The organism is uncultured Acetatifactor sp. (assembly GCF_948601915.1).
In the GTDB taxonomy this organism is placed as follows: domain Bacteria; phylum Bacillota; class Clostridia; order Lachnospirales; family Lachnospiraceae; genus Acetatifactor.
In genome coordinates this window covers 1-17157 of sequence record NZ_CAPDXS010000069.1, presented here as the reverse complement: position 1 = coordinate 17157, position 17157 = coordinate 1, and the positions used below count along the sequence as shown (strand labels likewise).

The window sequence follows — 17157 nt, the reverse complement described above, 5'->3', positions numbered from 1 at the left end:
CGCCTGGAGTGGGCCGGGGAGCGCCTGGGGAGAGTTCCGCGGTATGAGGACTACGAGACGCTCTTAGACAGCGGGGAGGTGGATGCCGTACTGATCGCCACGCCCCATAAGCTGCATCCGGTAATCGCCGGGGAAGCTTTCCGCAGAAGGCTCCACGTCCTGACCGAGAAGCCCGCGGGCATAGACACCGCCAGCGTGGCCGCCATGAACCGGCAGGCGGAGGAGAGCGGGGCCGTGTTCGGCATCATGTACAACCAGCGGACGAACCGCCTCTTCAGACAGATCCACGACCTGGTGCAGGAGGGGGCGCTGGGGGAGATCAAGCGCTTCGTCTGGATCGTCAACAACTGGTACCGCACCCAGGCCTACTATGATTCCGGCGACTGGCGGGCCACCTGGAACGGGGAGGGAGGCGGCGTGCTGCTGAACCAGTGCCCCCACAACCTGGACATCTGGCAGTGGATCATGGGGATGCCGGTGAGGCTGCGGGCGTTCTGCAGGGAGGGGCATTACCATAGAATCCAGGTGGAGGACGACGCCACCATCTATGCCGAGTATGAAAACGGCGCCAGCGCGGTGTTCATCACATCCACCGGGGAGTATCCCGGTACCAACCGGATGGAGATCAGCGGTACCCTGGGCAAGGCCGTGGCGGAGAACGGCTGCCTGAAGCTGTACCTGCTGGAACGGGACGAGCGGGAGATCTGTTATGCTTCCAGGGAGGGCATGCCCCAGGAGAAGGTGAACTGTTGTACCATGGAAGAGGAGGAGCCCGGCGGGGGACATCTGGAGATTCTGCAGAACTTCACGGATGCCGTGCTCCAGGGAGCGGAGCTGATCGCGCCGGGCCAGGAGGGGATATGGGGGCTGACAATCGGCAATGCCGCCTATCTGTCCGCATGGAAGGACGACTGGGTGGAGCTGCCCTTCGACGACCGGGAATTTTGCCTGCTCCTGGGCAGGAAGCAGGAGTCGGAGGAGGCCATGGAGCGGGAAGTGAGGCACGAGGAGCTGTCCGGGGAATACTCGGAGCGGTGGAGCGTCAGGTGGTAACGGCAGCCATGGCAAAATAGGCCTTGCAAACCGCGGATTCCTAAGGTATCATGAATAGTATGGAAAGGAACAGGCCCCAAAAGAAAAGAGAAGGAGAACACCATCAATGAAGCAGGATTTAATCGTCATTCTTGACCTGGGCAGCACCCAGAACACGGTCCTTGCCAGGGACATCCGCGCCCTGGGCGTATACAGCGAGATTCATCCCCACGACATCACCGTGGAGGAGCTGCAGGCCCTGCCCAACGTGAAGGGCATCATTTTGAACGGCGGCGAGAACCGCATCGTGGACGGACAGGCAGTGGAGGTGCGCCCGGAGATTTATGAGCTGGGCTATCCCATGATTTCCGTGGATTATCCCCAGTCCGGATGCGAAGTGCGCCTGGAGGCCCTGCCGGAGCGGGAGGCCCTGGAGAAGTTCCTGTTCCGGGACTGCAAGGCGGAAGCGAACTGGAACATGAAGAATTTCATCGAGGATCAGGTAGAGCTGATTCGGCAGCAGGTGGGCGACAGGAAGGTGCTGCTGGCCCTGTCCGGCGGCGTGGACTCCTCCGTCGTGGCCGCCATGCTGATCAGGGCCATCGGGGAGCAGCTTACCTGTGTCCATGTGAACCACGGCCTGATGCGCAAGGACGAGTCGGAGAGCGTGGTGAAGGTGTTCCGGGACGAGCTGCATGCCAACCTGATCTACGTGGATGCCGTGGAGCGCTTCCTGGGGAAACTGGCCGGCGTGGCGGATCCGGAGCAGAAGCGGAAGATTATCGGCGGGGAATTCATCCGCGTCTTTGAGGAAGAGGCCAGGAAGCTGGACGGAATCGACTTTCTGGGACAGGGGACCATCTATCCCGACATCATCGAGAGCGGCACGAAGACGGCGAAGATGGTGAAGTCCCACCACAATGTGGGAGGTCTGCCGGAGGATCTGGAGTTCGAGCTGGTGGAGCCCCTGAAGCAGTTGTTCAAGGATGAAGTGCGGGCCTGCGGCGTGGAGCTGGGGCTGCCCCATGACATGGTGTACCGTCAGCCCTTCCCGGGGCCGGGCCTGGGCGTGAGATGCCTGGGGGCCATCACCAGGGACAGGCTGGAGGCCGTGCGGGAGTCCGACGCGATTTTGCGGGAGGAGTTCGCCAGGGCCGGTCTGGACAAGAAGGTGTGGCAGTACTTTACGGTGGTGCCGGATTTCAAGTCCGTGGGCATGAAGAATAATGCGAGGGTATTCGAGTACATGGTGATCATCCGGGCTATTAACACGGTGGATGCCATGACGGCCTCCGTGGAGAAGGTGGACTGGGAGGTGCTGGAGCGGATCACGAACCGGATTCTGGCTGAGGTGGAGAATGTGAATCGGGTTTGTTACGACATGAGTCCGAAGCCGCCTTCGACAATAGAGTTCGAATAACGGAAATTCAGACCAGAAAGCCGATAGATTCAAGGTTTTCTGGTCTTTTAGTTTCTCTGCTGATGTTATTATGATGTTGGAAATGAAACAAGCTACTTTTCCTACCCGAAAAGCGTGTGGTTGAAATACTTGCCAGAATATGGTAATATCTCTTTAGGACTACCAGGATGGTAGGCGGTTAGCCCTCTCCGGAGGGACTGTGACCCTCCGTTTACATAGAAACCTGAAAGGGAATCTGGGAAAGGAGGGCTGAGTGGATGTTGACGATTGAAGGATTGATAGCAGTGATCAGCCTTGTGCTGACAGCGTTTGGTCTCGGATATGCCATCGGAAGCAAGGATAATCATAAGACGCAGAAATAGCCGCCCTGGTCTGACAAACTAAGCGGCTATTTTGCTTTACATTGTTGGGCTAACCGTCTATCGGTGGCTCCTGGGGCGTCTGTTACCAGCAGACGCCTCTCTTTATCTAAAGAATAGCACAATCTGTGGGAAAGTTCAAGGATTTTCTTCTTCCGGAGCTGCCCTCCGGAACTGGTTGAGCCGGTTCGCCAGATGCTGATCCTTGTCTGGATAGAGGTGGGAATAGGTGTCGAGCGTCGTCTTCACGGACTCATGCCCCAGGCGGTCGGCAATCTCCAATGGGGCAAAGCCCATTTCAATCAGCATACTGGCGTGGGAATGCCTGAGATCGTGGACCCTGATGGTAGGGAGGCCGGCTTTAGCGGCATTGACCTTTATCTCCTTGTCCAGGGCGGACTTCGTGAAATAAAATATCCTGTCCCCTTTCCCGATTCCGTAGAGCTTTGACACATATCCCATGATGTCATCATAAAGGAATTCTGGGATGGATATGCACCGTTTGGCCTTTGGCGTCTTTGGCTCCAGGAAAAGCTCCTCTCCGTTTAACTTGGCATAGTTCTTGTTGATGTCTATCCGCCTTGATGGGAGGATGTCCGCAGGCGTTAGGGCCAGCAGCTCCCCAGAGCGCATCCCGGTATAGAACAGGATGTCGAAGGCCAGCTTCACAGAGGACTTCTGGATGGCAGCGGAGAATTGCTCATACTGGGCCTGTGTCCAGATGTTCATCTCTTCGGCCTTGCTCTTCCCCATGCTCCCAGCGACCCGGCATGGATTTGCTGGGAGCCGATAGTGGGCCGTGGCATAGTTCATGATGGCGGATAGCTGGTTGTTGATTGTCTTGAGATATGTCTGGGAAAATGGATTCCCGTCCTGGTCCCGATAGGACATCAGCTCGTTCTGCCATTTCCGGACCTTTATGGTGTCGATGTCGCATACCTTCTGGCTACCGAAGTAGGGGAGCAGCTTCGTCTCTATGATGTTCCGCTTGTTCGCCATCGTGGTAGGCTTCAGCCGGTGGGACATGTCCTCCAGATAGTTCTCCACCAGGGAGGAGAAGAGGATGTCGCTGGTATTGTTCTGCTGATCCAGGAATGAGCGTTCATACTCTTTGGCCTCTCGCTGCGTCTTAAAGCCTCGCTTGCAGATATGTTTCTTTTCGCCGGTCCAGTCCGTGAAGTAGAAGTTTGCATACCAGCGAGTGGTTTTTCCGTCTTTTAAAGTATACTTGTAGGCCGGCACGGCAGCTTCCCCCTTCCCTGCACGGTGTTAAGCATTATCGGAAAACCTTTCAGCTTTTACGGCGGTGCCGGTCACTGAAACTCCCATCATATTTCCTGAGAAGGTCATAAGTTCATAAGAGATTCCGATAATAGCATTTCCGCCCAAATCAGTTGAATTTTTGATCATAATTTTCAGCACAGCTTGTTTTGCTGTTCGTAGCTTTTCGGAATATTCAGACGCTTCGGCACCAAAGAAATCCGAAATGGAAGCACCTATATCAGAAAAGTATCCAGTTCCCATTACGGTTTCGCCTGTCACAATGCCGAAGTATTGTGTTATGCGGTATCCCTCAAAGGAAAAACCCGTAGTTAGCATATGGTTTTTGTATCTTTCAGCATATATGCGTTGTTCTTCCTGGGATTTCCGTGCAAGCTCTTCCTTCTGCTGACGGATTGCCAAATCTGCTTCAGCTCTTATTTTGGACTGTTCTGCTTCAAAGGCCTCTTCCGATTCGGAGATAGAGCACCCGCAGGAAAAGCACATACCGCATGTGAACATTTCACCAGTCAGCTCCGCGCCACATTTTATACATTTCATATAGCTACCTCTGCTTATTGTCTATGGTAATAGAATGACCGTTCCATGGCTTCCAGAGTAAGCCGATCCAAATCTTTGGATGAAAGAGTGCTTGATTTGTTTTCTCTGGTTGCCCGTGCTCGGTAAAATGCCTCTCTGGAGATTTCATCCAGCTTGGAGAGCCTATCTTCTATCTCCTTTTCCCATTCTGGGTCATAGATTTCATCAGCCGCTTCGACCTCCGCTTGCATTTTTCTCAGTGCTTGGTGATGTAACGAATCATGTTCCTTCGCAGTCATGTTAAATGCAGACTAATAAAAGGAGTCCCTGTTTTGACATACTTTTTCCTTAAGGCCACTTGCATCAAACCGCTGCTCTACTGCCTGATAAATCTTTTGTAGCCGCTCTTTATTATCAAGGATTTCCAAAGTGGTAACTGTAGCACATTCCTTTTGCGTGAAAAAGATAAAGGGAATTTCAATGCTACAGAAAATAGGAATAATCTTTTGGGGTAGCTCATTTTCTTTTATTTCCAAATTATTTATGCATGATTGAAAATAGTACAATATTTTTTGTGATACCGTGAGGTCTGATTCCTCATAAGGGGCAATTGTAGGAATACGTAGGAATACATTTCCATTCGTCAATGAGGAAAGGGAGTTCAAATCGCAATAAATAAGACGACATAAGCAATCCAAAGCAATAGTGTAATTTTTTCCCTCTATACAAGCCTCTGATTGAAAATGTAAATCATTTCTGTATAAACCATACTGCTTTTGGCTGAGATGCATTTTCGCCTGTTGGGAATAATATCTTTGGAGCACTTCTGTATAGGGTATAGAAGGAATTTTATGTACCATTTCGCTAAATTTCCATATATCCATATTACCATCTGATTGGTTATGAATATACTTCATGTAATTTTCTTTTTCAATAACTTCTTGCCCTAATTCTGTCAAAAAATATGGTCTGCTAGGAAAGTTTTTGTTTAATTGGTCTATATCCACTGCTGCTAGTATCCGTTGGATAAGTTCCTCTTTTTTCCCCGAAGCTTTCAGGCTGTTTTGACGAGCGATGTCTTTTATGGTAGATAGCGTTACTGTGCGAGAACGCATGGTTTCTTCTAACGATGCAATCCGCAAAAAACCTCTTGAAAGGAGCGATTTAATTTGCTCGTCCATATTTGAGATTCCATATTTATATCCCCAGAAGCCTTCATATGAATTAACCCCTGTAGTGTATTTATGTGCGTAAAATAAAATCAAAACCTCATGCGCATATAAACGCCCTTTACAAATAGGACTTAATGTTTGGATTCTATTAGCTATTGGGATAATAGATTCTCTATTTAAGGTTGCCTCAATTTCCATACTCTATTCCCCTTTTCCCCTCCGGTACCACTCGAAGGGTATTATTTTCCCCGATTATCGGTTCCTGTCTTCTTTAACGGAGTTTCCGCTGCAACGGCTGCCTCTTTCTCGTGTAGGCTTTCTAAAGATAACTCTTTAGCTCGGTCAAAGATGCTTTTTTTGAAGTGCTCAAAGCAGTCACGATAGTTTAGTATTAATTCTAATTCATCACCTTTAAGGCTGGACAGTTTTATGTCCGTTTTGCCAATAAGGTAATCTAGTGAAACTCCAAAGGCATAAGATATTTTTAGTAATTCAGATAATGTTGGCATCCGATTCCAGCGAATATCTATATAAGTCTGCTTATCTAAGCCAAGGCGTTTCTCGGCATTGTCCTGATTTATTGAATTTTGTAGGCATAATTCTTCAAAGCGAGCTTTGAAATGAGAATCTCCTTCAAAATACAACACAGAACATTTTTTCCCGGAAAATTCAAATATCTCATTGGAGGGCACTGTCGTATGATTCGAAGCACCAGTGAGGTAGTCGATATCATATTGTGTTTCAGCGGAAATTCTCTTTAATAATTCAAAAGTAGGTTCATATCTTCCAATCTCGATGTTGTCATAGAGTTCTTTATTTATCTTGAGTCTTTGTGCAAATTCTGCTTTTGACAGATTTTCTTTTTGCCTGTAAGTGCTCAAAATGTTTCCCAAGCGATTTGAAACTTTTGAAAATTTCCACTCCAAGTCATCTTTATTATAGTATTCATCGGATAAACCTAATAAATAATCGGAAGATACGCCGAAATGCATTGCCATTTTGACAACAATATCTAAATTAGGTTCAATACAGTTAGATTCATATTTTGAAACATTAGACTTTGATATATCTAAAATTTTAGCAAGCTGAAGTTGTGTTGAACCATCTTTTAGACGAAGCTCTTTAAGTCTTTCACCAAAACTCATATGACACCTCCAAATATATTATAAAGTTTCAAAATCTGAAAATCAATAAAGTTTCAAAAATTGAAAATATATCTTGACAAATTCAAAAAATGAAATTATTATGTAAATGAAAGATTCAAATATTGAAACAAAAGGAGGTGCCATATGCTAACGATTAAAAAGTTTAGAGAATCATTGGGGCTGAAACAAGAAGATTTTGCTGATATTATCCATGTATCAAAGGTTAATTACAGTAAAAAGGAGAATGGATTAGTTAAATTTTCCTTAAATGAAGCTATATTAATCTCCAATCATTTTAAAAAACCAATAGAAACAATATTCTGTAGTGAAGAAGTTTCTGATATTGAATCTTTCTAGTTTATTATAAAGAATGGAGGTGAAAAGAAAAATGGCATCCAAAGCAGTGAAAAGGCCTGTATATGATGGAAATACCTGCCTGTTATACGACTATATGGTAGCGCAGGGCCTGACCGAGGAGGAAGTCGCCCGGCGGATGGGGGTCGATAAGCAGCAGATAGCTCTCATGGGGGAGGAACTCTATAGCCTGGCCCCATGGCAGCCGGTGGCTCGCTGGCTTATGCGTCCTGACAGCATCCCAAACAATATGATAACCAAATTGTGCGAGGCGCTCCATGCACCGATGGATGCTTGTTTCGTAAGGTCAAGAATCCTGAACGGCCAGGAGTTCCATATGGGACATATGTATAAGACCTTGAAGGAGATATTGGCGGAGGCTGCATCAGAGGAGCTGATTCAGGAGCTGGAAGGCCGGGGATACAGGGTGATTAAGGAGGGATATGATGGGACGGAGACCAACGAAGGCAGCGGACAACCGGTTCTGCCAGGCGAGGCTGGCAGCTGCCCAATTCAATGAAAGGCTGTATTCAAAAGAAGGGGCGGCAGAGCTCCTGGGGGTATCGGTATCGACGTTATCGGATTATGAGCTGGGCCTGACAAAGATTGTTCCGCCGGACATGGTGATGAAGATGGCGGATCTGTACAATGCGCCGGAGCTGAGGAACTACTACTGCCGAGAGATGTGTCCCCTTGGGAATGATGTCCCCGTGCTGGAGCTGGAGGATTTGGATCGGATAACTGTGAGGGCCATGGCAAGCCTCCGGAAGGTCGCGGAGACCAAGGAGAGCCTGCTGGACATTACCGCCGATGGCGTCATCACCGAGGACGAGAAGCCGGAGCTGCGGAAGATTCTGGCCACGCTGGATGAAATCTCGGCCATTGCCCAGAGCCTAAAGGTGTGGACAGAGAAGAATCTGGAATAGGAGGAGGGCTATGGCAAAGGCATGGATGGAGGATAAAGCGACTTGGCTGTTCGACCTGGCACATGGCAATCTGGACGAAGATGCAGTCGTGAAAGGATTCCTGAAACATTATGTGCTGCAGGGGCAGGGGATTGCGGACGTGCAACAGAATCTGCACTTTCACACATGCTATGGAGATTTCTACATGGAATCCGCGATGGCCGCCCTGCGCAGGGCTCTGGAGGACCAGGTGGACGCGCCGCCTAGGTCAGAAATGAGGACACTGGATGAGGTGGAGATTATCGTCCAGGCAGTCCGCGCCGGGGAGAGAATCCAGATGGACTATTACGACCCAGAGCTGGACGACAGCCCCTATGCCCGCCGTGCGGCGTGGTAGGGAAGCGATGCGAGGTCTGGAATGATACGCTCCAGCCATTTTATGATTAAGGAGGGATAGCATGGGAGCATTGGCGACTGCGCCAGGAGTTCTGCGGGCGGCAACGACTACTTATGTCAATGTAAAAAACGTGATGAAGCTTCTCGGCTGTAAAGAGAACAAAGCGTATGAGACAATCAGGGCGATCAACCGCCAGGCAAAGGAGTCTGGCATGATGGCATACGGACAGGGGAAGGCGAGCAAATACATATTTGCGGAGCGGTTCGGGATTCCGATGGATGTGGTTGATGCCGTCATCGGGAAGAGTGGCGATGGGGAGGTGTGAAATGGCATATTACAGAACCTGTCCGTACTGTGGAGCTGCACTGGATCCCGGAGAGCAGTGCGACTGCCGGGAAACGGCGGAGAGGGAGCGAGCGGAGGCCGAGGGGCTCTTGGAAAGGGAGGAGACAGGCCAGATGGCGTTCCGCTTGGGGAATTCAGAGGAAAGGAGGAGGGCATGAAGCTTGGGATAATGAAGTGGACGGGGAGGGACAGGCAGAGGGTATGGATTGTGGTGGAGTACCGGCGTGTCCCCGGAAGCCCTGGGGACAGGATTCGCCTGGCCAAGGCGCGGCGGAGGCGATGGGCGGCAGCCAGGCGGCTGGCAGGGAAGGTATTTTGGGTGATGCTCAGGGCGCTGGCGGCGGCCTGGGTGACGTACCTGTATACGGCGCGGGCCATGGAGCAAGCACTTCTTCAGAGAGGCTACAGGGCCTACGGCGGGGAATGCCTGGTCATCCCTTTCGTGTTCTATGGGGTCTTTAAGGCAATCAGGCTTGCGGAAAGGGCTGTCCGCGCGGCCAGGCAGTGGGCATCGGAAAGGAAGGGGATGGTATGCAGGGAAAAGGGCATCCCAGAAGCGGCGCGTCCGCGGAAATAAGAAATGGATTCATCAGGAAGGCCTACAGAATGGAAAAAGAGCACTCGGCCAGAAGCCAGAGCGCCCTACAGGATGACCATATTGTAAACCATCCTGCTGCAAAAATCAAGCGAAAAATACGATATGGAGGTAATTTCTATGGATTCTATGTATGAGCTGTCTATTCCTAAAAATTATCCGGCATCCAAGTACAATCTGATGGGAAACACCGACGTGATGGTGCAGATACCGGACATCAAGTCACCGGTGATTCAGGTCGTGCGCCTGGACGTTGACCCCCAGAAGAAGGATGTCTATATCCAGCAGAAGGCGAGCGGGGAATACAGGGACAAGAAAGGGAATGTCCACCCTGCCACGCCGAACCTGTACGCAATAGCGAAGAACGGGCTGAAGAAGCTGGCGGACGGCGCGGGCATCAAGATGGTCTCCAGCGAGCACGTCATACCGACCACCTGCCAGAAGTGCGTGGCGGTAAACCAGCACAGCGGGAAGGTGGTGCAGTGCGGGAGCTGCCGGAACAAGGATGTCGCGTTCCGCATCACTATCTCCGTCCCCCAGCTCACAGGGGAGGTGCTGATGGTGGAGGACACGCATGAGATCATCGTTGAAAACGTGGTTCCGGGCATGTCGGACAAGCAGAGGGCGGAGTTCATGAAGCACCTGCCGCAGATATGCGAGGCCAAGGCCCTGAATGGAGCCATAAGGACCGCCCTGCACATCAAGGGCACCTACACGCTGGAGGAGATCAGTAAGCCGTTCGTAGTGGCCTACCTGGTACCGAACCTGAACCATGAGGCAGTGAAGCGGGCGGCCATCGAAAGCATGTTCCAGTCCTCCCAGAGGCTCTTCGGGCACGTCCCCAGCATCCACCAGGTCGAGGGCAAGGTGCCGGACAGTGCCTCCATCGAAGCCTCGGACGGAGAGGAGTATGGGGAGTACGTCGATGGCACCTACCGGGAGGCTCCCGGCACAGAGGAGCCAATCCAGGAGCAGGAGGATAGGACGATGGACTTCCGTTGCGACAAGTGCAATGAGGTGATTCCCAAGAAGGTATGGGAATATTCCATAGAGCATTATGACAGGCCGCTGTGCTACAAGTGCCAGAAGGTCGTTAGGGGAGAGCGGAGGGGAGGGAGACGGCAGTGAGGATCATCAGGATAAGCACGGACAATGAGGTCTCGGTGCACGATTTCCCGGAAGGGACGCTCCAGGCACAGAACCAATGGCTCAGGGAATTGATTGGGCCGCGCTGCGAGATATATGAGCATGTCCTCCCGAAGCGCCTGTATACGGAGTTCGGAGTCCCGAACGGCATCATGAGGGAAAAGGGAGGATTTGTGAGCATGCTGGTCGATGAGGACGGCATCAGCCACGGCCTTGAGCCGAACCTGGTGGGCAGCTACCTGTATGGGACGGATGAGCATGGGCAACCGATTGTCGGGAACATGCTGCTTATTGGAGAGAGGCTGGCAGATGGAGGCATAGAGTTCTGCGGGATATCGGACAGACGGTTTGAGCTGCTGTACCCGCAGATGGAAGAGATAACGAGGAAAGCGAGGGAAGCATATGGGAATCAAGATCATTCATGCAGCTGACTGGCACATAGGTGACTTCAAGGGGCCGGAGAGGGACGGGGTGAACCTCCGCTCCCTGGACACGAGGCGGTGCCTCGAATTCATGGCGGCGCGGGCGGAACAGGAGAGGCCGGACCTGGCCCTGGTGCCCGGGGACATATTCCATGCCGGGAAGACATGGAGCGAGCGGTGCTGCGACGAGGTGGTCGTGGCAATCGGCATCATCTCCCGCCTGGCCGCCGCTGCTGGGCAGGTGGTGGTGATGCGGGGGACGCCGAACCATGACGGGGCGGGCCCATTCAAGGTCCTTGCGCAATATTTCGCGGGTTGGCCGAACGTACATATCGTCACCACGCCGCAGGTGGTCAGGACGGACTGGGCTGACATCGCCGTCATGCCAGGGTTCGAGGCCGGTGTGTACCGGGCGCAGTTCCCGGGGCTGGGGCGGGAGGAGGAGAACGAGGCCATCTCCCAGGAGCTGGGCAGCATGGCCCTGGGACTCAGGGCGGAGTGCCGGGCCGACCGTCCGGCCATCCTGATGGCACATTACACCGTGCCGGGGTGCAACATGGAGGGCGGCCAGTCCCAGTCCCTGACGCAGTTCGAGCCCATCATCCCATCGGAATCCCTGTCCGCTGCGGGCTATGCGCTGGTGGCCCTGGGGCACATACACCGCCCCCAGATGGTCCCCGGGCTCGACAACGTATACTATTCCGGCTCCATCAATGCCAATAACTTCAACGATGAGGGACAGGAGAGGGGCTTCTGGATTCACCACATGGAGCAGTCAGCTGTCAGCTCTGAATTCGTGGAGACGCCATACAGGGAATTCATCACGTTCAATATGACGGACACCGACATCACGGCAATCAACCTTGGCTGCATGGATGACGTGGCACAGGAATTCTGGCGCTGGAATGGGGGTGTGCAGGACAGGATAGTCAGAGTCCGTTACAGCTGCTCTGCGGAGAACGCCAAAGGATTCAACAGGGCGGCCCTGGAGAGGACGCTGCTGGAGGACGGCGCGTTCATGGTGGCGGAGATACTGCCGGAGGATGTCGGGGAATTCGCGAACCGAACCGAGCTTGCTGGGACGATGGCTCCAGAGGCGAACCTCGTTAGGTACCTGGAGGAGAAACAGGTGCCGCCGGACAAAATCCAGGAGCTGGTGGCGAAGGCGAGGCCTGTCATCGAGGAGGCGGAGGCTGGCATGCCTACGGCGGTCGGTACCGGGATGTTCATGCCGGTAGAGATTTCCGTGAAGAACTACAGAAACTATGAAGACGAGACATTCCGTTTCGACGACGTGACGTTCTGCACCATCAATGGGCAGAATGGGGCGGGGAAGAGCAGCCTGTTCATGGATGCCATCATCGACTGCCTGTATGAGCAGCCCCGGGAGGGCATCATCAAGGACGAGGCAGGGAAGTCGCCCTGGCTGCGCAACGATGCATCTGTCCGCTCCGGCTCCATCATGTTCACCTTCCGCATCGGGGAGAGGAAGTACCGGGTGACGAGGACAAGAGCCAGATCCGGGAAGGGGACGCTGAACATATCATGCCTTGCCGAGGGGGATTGGGTGGACTGCTCGGAGGAGCGGTACAACGATACCCAGCAGAAGATCCTGGACATCATCGGCATGGACAGCTTCACGTTCAAGTCCTGCGCGCTCATCATGCAGGACCAGTATGGCCTGTTCCTACAGGCGAAGCCGGAGGAGAGGGTGGAAGTCCTCGGGACGCTCCTTGGCCTGGGGATTTACCAGGGCATGGAGAGGATAGCGCAGGACAAGGCGAAGGCGTATGGAGCAAGGAACCGCGAGCTGAAGCAGAAGGCCGAGATTCACCACGGCACCATATCCAGCCTGGGGGATCCGGACAGGGAGCTGGAGGGCTGCCAGGCGGAGCTGGAGGGATACGAAGAGGCCCTGCAGGTGAAGGCCGCAGAGCGGGACAGGAACAAGCTGCTGCTGGCGAACTGCCAGGAAGCCGCAGAAAGGCGCAGGAAGCTGCTGTCAGCTGTTTCCATGCTGGAAGCGAAAAAGGCTGCCACAGGCCAAAATAGGGCCACTCAGCAGGCCATCATAGATAGCTGTGAAGCCATCCTTGACAGCAGACAGGAAATCGAAGCGAAGGTCGCGGAGCACAAAGCCCTGATGGAGCGTGAAAGGCAGTTGGCGGGAGAATCCGCGCTGTATTCCGCGAAGAGGCGGGAGGCGGAAGGGCTTGCCAGCCAGTCGGCATCGGAACAGTCTGGCATCTATATCCTTAAGGCGAAGCTTGTACAGAGGGAGGCCGATCTGTCTTCATGCCAGCCGACGGAGCAGGATGCGGAAATCAAAGAGAATGCCGCGGAGTATGAGCGGCAGAAGAAGCTGCTAGACGAAGCATATGAGCAGGAGCGGGCATATCGGGCGGTGGAGCAAAAGCATACGGAGGCAAGGTACGAGCTTCATCAGGTCAATACACGATACGCTCTGGATATGAAGAACCTGCAGCTTGAAGAAGACAGCCTGAAAAAGAAAGCGGAGCTGCTCTCCAATGTGGAATGCGTAGATATATCCCAGGCAAGATGTGGATTCCTGGCAGATGCGGTTTCCGCGAGACAGGCCCTTGAAGACTTTCCGAAGCGCTATGCAGATTTGAACAAAGCTTATGAGGAGCAGGTGATTCCGATTAATCAGCAGGTGGCGGATTCGGGAACACAGATGAAAGAAATGCTCTTCGATGCCGGAGAAGTGGCGGCAGTCTCAGCGCGGGTCGCCAGCCTGAAGCCTTATGTGGCGAAGCTCGAGGACATCAACCAGAGGGCGGGAAGGATTGCCCTGCTGGAGGCTGAACTGGAGTACCTGCGGTCAAATATATCCGAAGCGGAAAGGCGGCATGCGGAGGCCGAGATGAAGGCCATAGAGGCGGCGCAGGAGCGTGACCGGTACGCCAGGGCATCTGAGGAGCATGGGCAGGTCCTTGGCGCTATTGCTGCGCTGGCCCCATGGCTCGAAAAGGAGAGGCAGCTGCCCGTGGCAGAGGAAAGAAGGGCCACAGCCATGGGCAGGGTCCTGGAGCTGGCTACCGAGTTGGCGGACATTGAAGCGGAGATTGCCGAGAGGCAGGCAGAGGCGGACAGGGAGGTGCTTGTCATGGCCGGCATGGAAGGGCTGGCGGAGACCGTTTCCCGGATGGATGCGGAGGTGGATGCCATCAGCGCATTGGCCAAGAGGAAGCAGATGGAGCTGGGGGCGCTGCGGCAGAAAGCGGAGCAGATGGCCAGGCTGAAGGAAGAGGCCGCCGCTCTGCAGGGCCAGGCCATGGAATATGCGAAGGGGGCTGCGGACTATGAGGCCCTGAAGGCAGCGTTCAGCCAGAGCGGCATCCCCCACCAGATCGTCCGTTCTGTCATCCCACAGCTGACGGCTACGTCCAATGCGATCCTCGGCCAGATGACCGGGGGGAAGATGGGTGTGGAGCTCCATCTGGAGAAGCTGCAGAAGAATGGGAAGGAAAAGGAGTCCCTTGACATCTTCATCGAGGAATATGGGAAGCCGGCCCTCCCCTACCTGTCAAAGTCCGGCGGCGAGAAGGTGAAGTCGTCCCTCTCCGTGATACTGGCCCTGTCGGAGGTGAAGGCGTCCACGGCGGGGATACAGCTGGGGTTCCTCCTGATAGACGAGCCGCCCTTCCTGGACCCTGACGGCACCCATGCCTACGTGGACGCGCTGGAGGCGATACGGCAGAGGTACCCTGGCTTGAAGGTCATGGCCATCACGCATGACCAGGAGTTCAAGGCGAGGTTCCCTCAGAGCGTCACCGTGCACAAGGACGGCAGGGGCAGCCATGTGAGGTGGGACTGATGAATATTGATGAAAAGGAAGTGGTCGCTTGGCAAAGAAATTCTATTGGATGAAACTGAGGGAGGACTTTTTTGATGATGACGCGATGGAATGGCTGGAGGAGCAGCCGAAAGGGAAGGAATACGCCCTGTTCTACCTGAAGCTCTGCCTCAAGTCCCTGAAGACGAACGGGCTACTGATTCGTACTGTCGGGACGCTGCTCGTGCCATATGACACCGTAAAGCTTGCGGATATAACGAAGACAGATTTCGATACCGTGGTGGTGGCGATGGAGCTGCTGAAGAACATCGGCCTGGTGGAGATTCTGGAAGGCGGGGAGATATGCATCCCTCGCATGGAGGAGATGATAGGTTCGGAGACGGACAAGGCTTCCATCATGCGCCGCATCCGGGAGCAGAAAAGGAGGCTGGAAGGTAACAATGTTACCGAAAAGTTACCGGAGCGTTACCTACATAATAGTGGTAACAATGTTACCGGAGAGTTACCGGATGGTTACCAAAACGTTACACAGAGATTAGAGATTAGAGAAAGAGAAAGAGAGAAGGAAGTAATCGTTGCCCCTCAGGGCAACGGTTCCGCCACCGACCCTTCTGGCACATCGGAGAAGGATCCTGTGGGCGACTTTGAGTACCAGTGCGTGGACATGCTGATTCAATCGTGCGTGGCAGTGTTCCCCAACTCCAAGGTTCCCAAGACCGAGGCAGACAAACGGAAATGGGCGGTGGAGATCGAGCGGATGAAGCGGCTGGACGGGAGGGCGGAGGCGGACATCATAGAGGCCCTGACCTTTGCGACCACAGACGGGTTCTGGAAGTCCAACATCCGCAGCACGAAGAAGTTCCGGGAGAAGTTCGAGACGCTGATTGTCCAGAGCAGGGCAAAGCAGGCGAGGAATGCCAGACAGGGACATGGGAACCCGTTCAACCAGTTCCAGAACCGGCAGGATTATGACATCGCCGAGCTGGAGAGGAGCCTGGTCGAGAACATTGGGAAAGGGGAGGCTTAGGTGGGGAGAGCAAGGAGGAGCGAAGCCATACAGGGTACCGAAAAGGAATTCCTGGATGTGTTCAACCGGTTTTGCCGCTCCAGAAGTCCCTGGCAGGTATGGGCCGACTTGATAAGTGCGATAGCCTGTTCCCTGAGCAATGCCACAGACCGGGCGCAAGAGCATTTTGAGGCAAGGGAAAAGGAATATGCCCAGTGCATGGACAGGCTTGGATCCGTGGAGATGCTGGCAGAGATATTATGCATTATTGTCAGGGCACTGGAAAATGAACCGGAACAGGACTTCCTCGGGAAAATGTATATGAGCCTGAATCTGGCGAACCACTGGAAAGGCCAGTTCTTTACCCCATACGGCATATGCAGGATGATGTCTCAAATGACTGTGGGGAATGCCGACAGGAAAATCGAGGAACAGGGGTACATATCCATTTGTGATCCTGCCTGCGGTGCCGGGGCGACACTGATTGCGGCTGCAAATACCATGAAAGAATCTAAATATAATTTTCAGAACCATGTGCTTTTCGTGGGGCAGGACGTGGATCGGGTGGTGGCTCAGATGTGCTATATCCAGCTTTCCCTCATGGGATGCGCTGGCTATATCTGCGTAGGGAATACGATTACCAAGCCTTTGACCGGCCTGGTGCTATTCCCCAGGGAAACCGAGGGGCAGGAAATGTGGTATATGCCAATGTTCCAGTCGGATGTATGGCAGTGGCGGAAGATATTTCATTCGCTGGGAAGCATGGGTGGAACCGTAACCACCGAAAAAACAGTGGAAAAAGAGCACTTTTATATGTTCTTCGATTTTGAAGAAAAGGAGGCGCAGTATGGGGATTGAAGGATTTGAAAGGAATCTGTCGGAAGAGGGCAAAATGGCTCTGAAGTCGGAAACATGGCAGAAAGTCAGGGATAGCATGAAAGAGAAAAAGGAGGTTGAACACTTCACGGCTGAAAATACAGCGGAGAATGCCTATGGAGCGATCTGGAACCAGGTTGTAAAGGAGTATCTGAGAAGCGGATATAATGCCGAGGATAAAAGTCCTGATATTGTTGTGATGGGCGAGACGTACAAGACATTGAGGCGCCCGGAGGTAACGGTCTTTTATGACGCTACCGGGGGCACCCTCTTTGATGTGGCAAATGACAGGCTTGAAAAGGAATATGAGTGGCTGATGAACGGTGGCACTGGGGATGCGGCGGAGAATATGGACACCAGGGAGGA

19 protein-coding genes and 1 pseudogene are annotated in these 17157 nt (G+C 53.2%); 15 read left to right on the top strand and 5 right to left on the bottom strand.

Going from position 1 to position 17157, the window contains the following annotated elements:
- On the top strand, nucleotides 1-1053 hold a 1053-nt coding region (locus Q2B33_RS13005), incomplete at its 5' end, for a Gfo/Idh/MocA family protein (RefSeq protein ID WP_300823001.1).
- A gap of 106 nt (nucleotides 1054-1159) precedes the next feature.
- Nucleotides 1160-2452, top strand: a complete 1293-nt coding sequence (gene guaA / locus Q2B33_RS13000) for a glutamine-hydrolyzing GMP synthase (protein WP_300573678.1) — start codon at nucleotides 1160-1162, stop codon at nucleotides 2450-2452.
- 497 nt (nucleotides 2453-2949) lie between these two features.
- On the opposite strand, the gene Q2B33_RS12995 is transcribed toward guaA, so the two are convergent.
- Genes Q2B33_RS12995 through Q2B33_RS12975 form a run of 5 tightly spaced genes read right to left on the bottom strand, consistent with a single transcriptional unit; the run spans nucleotide 2950 to nucleotide 6928 of the window.
- Complete coding sequence (locus tag Q2B33_RS12995; RefSeq protein ID WP_300782041.1) at nucleotides 2950-4053, bottom strand: site-specific integrase; 1104 nt, start codon at nucleotides 4051-4053, stop codon at nucleotides 2950-2952.
- A 27-nt stretch (nucleotides 4054-4080) separates the two neighbouring features.
- Nucleotides 4081-4632 (bottom strand): YbjQ family protein, encoded by a 552-nt coding sequence (locus tag Q2B33_RS12990; protein ID WP_300782038.1) that lies wholly within the window; start codon nucleotides 4630-4632, stop codon nucleotides 4081-4083.
- Nucleotides 4633-4646: 14 nt separating this feature from the next.
- The gene (locus Q2B33_RS12985) at nucleotides 4647-4910 is read right to left on the bottom strand and encodes a hypothetical protein (protein ID WP_300815110.1); all 264 of its coding nucleotides are present in this window, start codon (nucleotides 4908-4910) and stop codon (nucleotides 4647-4649) included.
- A 12-nt stretch (nucleotides 4911-4922) separates the two neighbouring features.
- Nucleotides 4923-5981 (bottom strand): SAP domain-containing protein, encoded by a 1059-nt coding sequence (locus Q2B33_RS12980; protein WP_300782036.1) that lies wholly within the window; start codon nucleotides 5979-5981, stop codon nucleotides 4923-4925.
- A gap of 41 nt (nucleotides 5982-6022) precedes the next feature.
- Nucleotides 6023-6928 (bottom strand): helix-turn-helix transcriptional regulator, encoded by a 906-nt coding sequence (locus tag Q2B33_RS12975; protein WP_300782034.1) that lies wholly within the window; start codon nucleotides 6926-6928, stop codon nucleotides 6023-6025.
- 144 nt (nucleotides 6929-7072) lie between these two features.
- On the opposite strand from Q2B33_RS12975, the gene Q2B33_RS12970 reads away from it, so the two are divergent.
- The 13 genes and pseudogenes from Q2B33_RS12970 to Q2B33_RS12910 all read left to right on the top strand — a co-directional run.
- On the top strand, nucleotides 7073-7285 hold the full coding sequence (locus tag Q2B33_RS12970; RefSeq protein ID WP_300782032.1) for a helix-turn-helix transcriptional regulator: 213 nt from the start codon (nucleotides 7073-7075) through the stop codon (nucleotides 7283-7285).
- 46 nt (nucleotides 7286-7331) lie between these two features.
- A complete protein-coding gene (locus Q2B33_RS12965; protein ID WP_300914066.1) occupies nucleotides 7332-7802 on the top strand; it encodes a helix-turn-helix transcriptional regulator in 471 nt (156 codons plus the stop codon).
- Nucleotides 7729-8208 (top strand): helix-turn-helix transcriptional regulator, encoded by a 480-nt coding sequence (locus Q2B33_RS12960; RefSeq protein WP_300782051.1) that lies wholly within the window; start codon nucleotides 7729-7731, stop codon nucleotides 8206-8208. The genes Q2B33_RS12965 and Q2B33_RS12960 overlap by 74 nt, the downstream gene beginning before the upstream one ends.
- 10 nt (nucleotides 8209-8218) lie before the next feature.
- Nucleotides 8219-8584, top strand: a complete 366-nt coding sequence (locus Q2B33_RS12955) for a hypothetical protein (protein WP_300782028.1) — start codon at nucleotides 8219-8221, stop codon at nucleotides 8582-8584.
- Nucleotides 8585-8645: 61 nt separating this feature from the next.
- On the top strand, nucleotides 8646-8909 hold the full coding sequence (locus Q2B33_RS12950; protein WP_300782025.1) for a hypothetical protein: 264 nt from the start codon (nucleotides 8646-8648) through the stop codon (nucleotides 8907-8909).
- Nucleotide 8910: 1 nt separating this feature from the next.
- Nucleotides 8911-9087: a hypothetical protein gene (locus tag Q2B33_RS12945; RefSeq protein ID WP_300782023.1), complete on the top strand. Its 177-nt coding sequence runs from the start codon at nucleotides 8911-8913 to the stop codon at nucleotides 9085-9087.
- On the top strand, nucleotides 9084-9506 hold the full coding sequence (locus tag Q2B33_RS12940; protein WP_300782020.1) for a hypothetical protein: 423 nt from the start codon (nucleotides 9084-9086) through the stop codon (nucleotides 9504-9506). Before Q2B33_RS12945 ends, Q2B33_RS12940 begins: the two co-directional genes overlap by 4 nt.
- A gap of 138 nt (nucleotides 9507-9644) precedes the next feature.
- A complete protein-coding gene (locus Q2B33_RS12935; RefSeq protein WP_300782018.1) occupies nucleotides 9645-10652 on the top strand; it encodes a hypothetical protein in 1008 nt (335 codons plus the stop codon).
- Nucleotides 10649-11101, top strand: coding sequence for a hypothetical protein (locus Q2B33_RS12930; protein WP_300782015.1), 453 nt, complete (start codon nucleotides 10649-10651; stop codon nucleotides 11099-11101). The genes Q2B33_RS12935 and Q2B33_RS12930 overlap by 4 nt, the downstream gene beginning before the upstream one ends.
- Nucleotides 11073-14930, top strand: coding sequence for an AAA family ATPase (locus tag Q2B33_RS12925; RefSeq protein ID WP_300782013.1), 3858 nt, complete (start codon nucleotides 11073-11075; stop codon nucleotides 14928-14930). The genes Q2B33_RS12930 and Q2B33_RS12925 overlap by 29 nt, the downstream gene beginning before the upstream one ends.
- A gap of 28 nt (nucleotides 14931-14958) precedes the next feature.
- Entirely contained in the window at nucleotides 14959-15936 is a 978-nt protein-coding gene (locus tag Q2B33_RS12920) for a phage replisome organizer N-terminal domain-containing protein (RefSeq protein ID WP_300782010.1), read from the top strand.
- Nucleotides 15937-16773, top strand: coding sequence for an N-6 DNA methylase (locus tag Q2B33_RS12915; RefSeq protein ID WP_300782008.1), 837 nt, complete (start codon nucleotides 15937-15939; stop codon nucleotides 16771-16773).
- Nucleotides 16763-17157: pseudogene (locus Q2B33_RS12910) on the top strand (hypothetical protein); the annotation flags it as partial. The gene Q2B33_RS12915 and the pseudogene Q2B33_RS12910, both read left to right, overlap by 11 nt.

What these genes read in the sequence shown, in the direction of transcription:
- guaA (WP_300573678.1), top strand. Translation starts at nt 1,160, where the DNA reads ATGAAGCAGGATTTAATCGTCATTCTTGACCTGGGCAGCACCCAGAAC.
- Q2B33_RS12990 (WP_300782038.1), bottom strand. Translation starts at nt 4,632, where the DNA reads ATGAAATGTATAAAATGTGGCGCGGAGCTGACTGGTGAAATGTTCACA.
- Q2B33_RS12985 (WP_300815110.1), bottom strand. Translation starts at nt 4,910, where the DNA reads ATGACTGCGAAGGAACATGATTCGTTACATCACCAAGCACTGAGAAAA.
- Q2B33_RS12980 (WP_300782036.1), bottom strand. Translation starts at nt 5,981, where the DNA reads ATGGAAATTGAGGCAACCTTAAATAGAGAATCTATTATCCCAATAGCT.
- Q2B33_RS12975 (WP_300782034.1), bottom strand. Translation starts at nt 6,928, where the DNA reads ATGAGTTTTGGTGAAAGACTTAAAGAGCTTCGTCTAAAAGATGGTTCA.
- Q2B33_RS12970 (WP_300782032.1), top strand. Translation starts at nt 7,073, where the DNA reads ATGCTAACGATTAAAAAGTTTAGAGAATCATTGGGGCTGAAACAAGAA.
- Q2B33_RS12960 (WP_300782051.1), top strand. Translation starts at nt 7,729, where the DNA reads ATGGGACGGAGACCAACGAAGGCAGCGGACAACCGGTTCTGCCAGGCG.
- Q2B33_RS12955 (WP_300782028.1), top strand. Translation starts at nt 8,219, where the DNA reads ATGGCAAAGGCATGGATGGAGGATAAAGCGACTTGGCTGTTCGACCTG.
- Q2B33_RS12950 (WP_300782025.1), top strand. Translation starts at nt 8,646, where the DNA reads ATGGGAGCATTGGCGACTGCGCCAGGAGTTCTGCGGGCGGCAACGACT.
- Q2B33_RS12945 (WP_300782023.1), top strand. Translation starts at nt 8,911, where the DNA reads ATGGCATATTACAGAACCTGTCCGTACTGTGGAGCTGCACTGGATCCC.
- Q2B33_RS12940 (WP_300782020.1), top strand. Translation starts at nt 9,084, where the DNA reads ATGAAGCTTGGGATAATGAAGTGGACGGGGAGGGACAGGCAGAGGGTA.
- Q2B33_RS12935 (WP_300782018.1), top strand. Translation starts at nt 9,645, where the DNA reads ATGGATTCTATGTATGAGCTGTCTATTCCTAAAAATTATCCGGCATCC.
- Q2B33_RS12925 (WP_300782013.1), top strand. Translation starts at nt 11,073, where the DNA reads ATGGGAATCAAGATCATTCATGCAGCTGACTGGCACATAGGTGACTTC.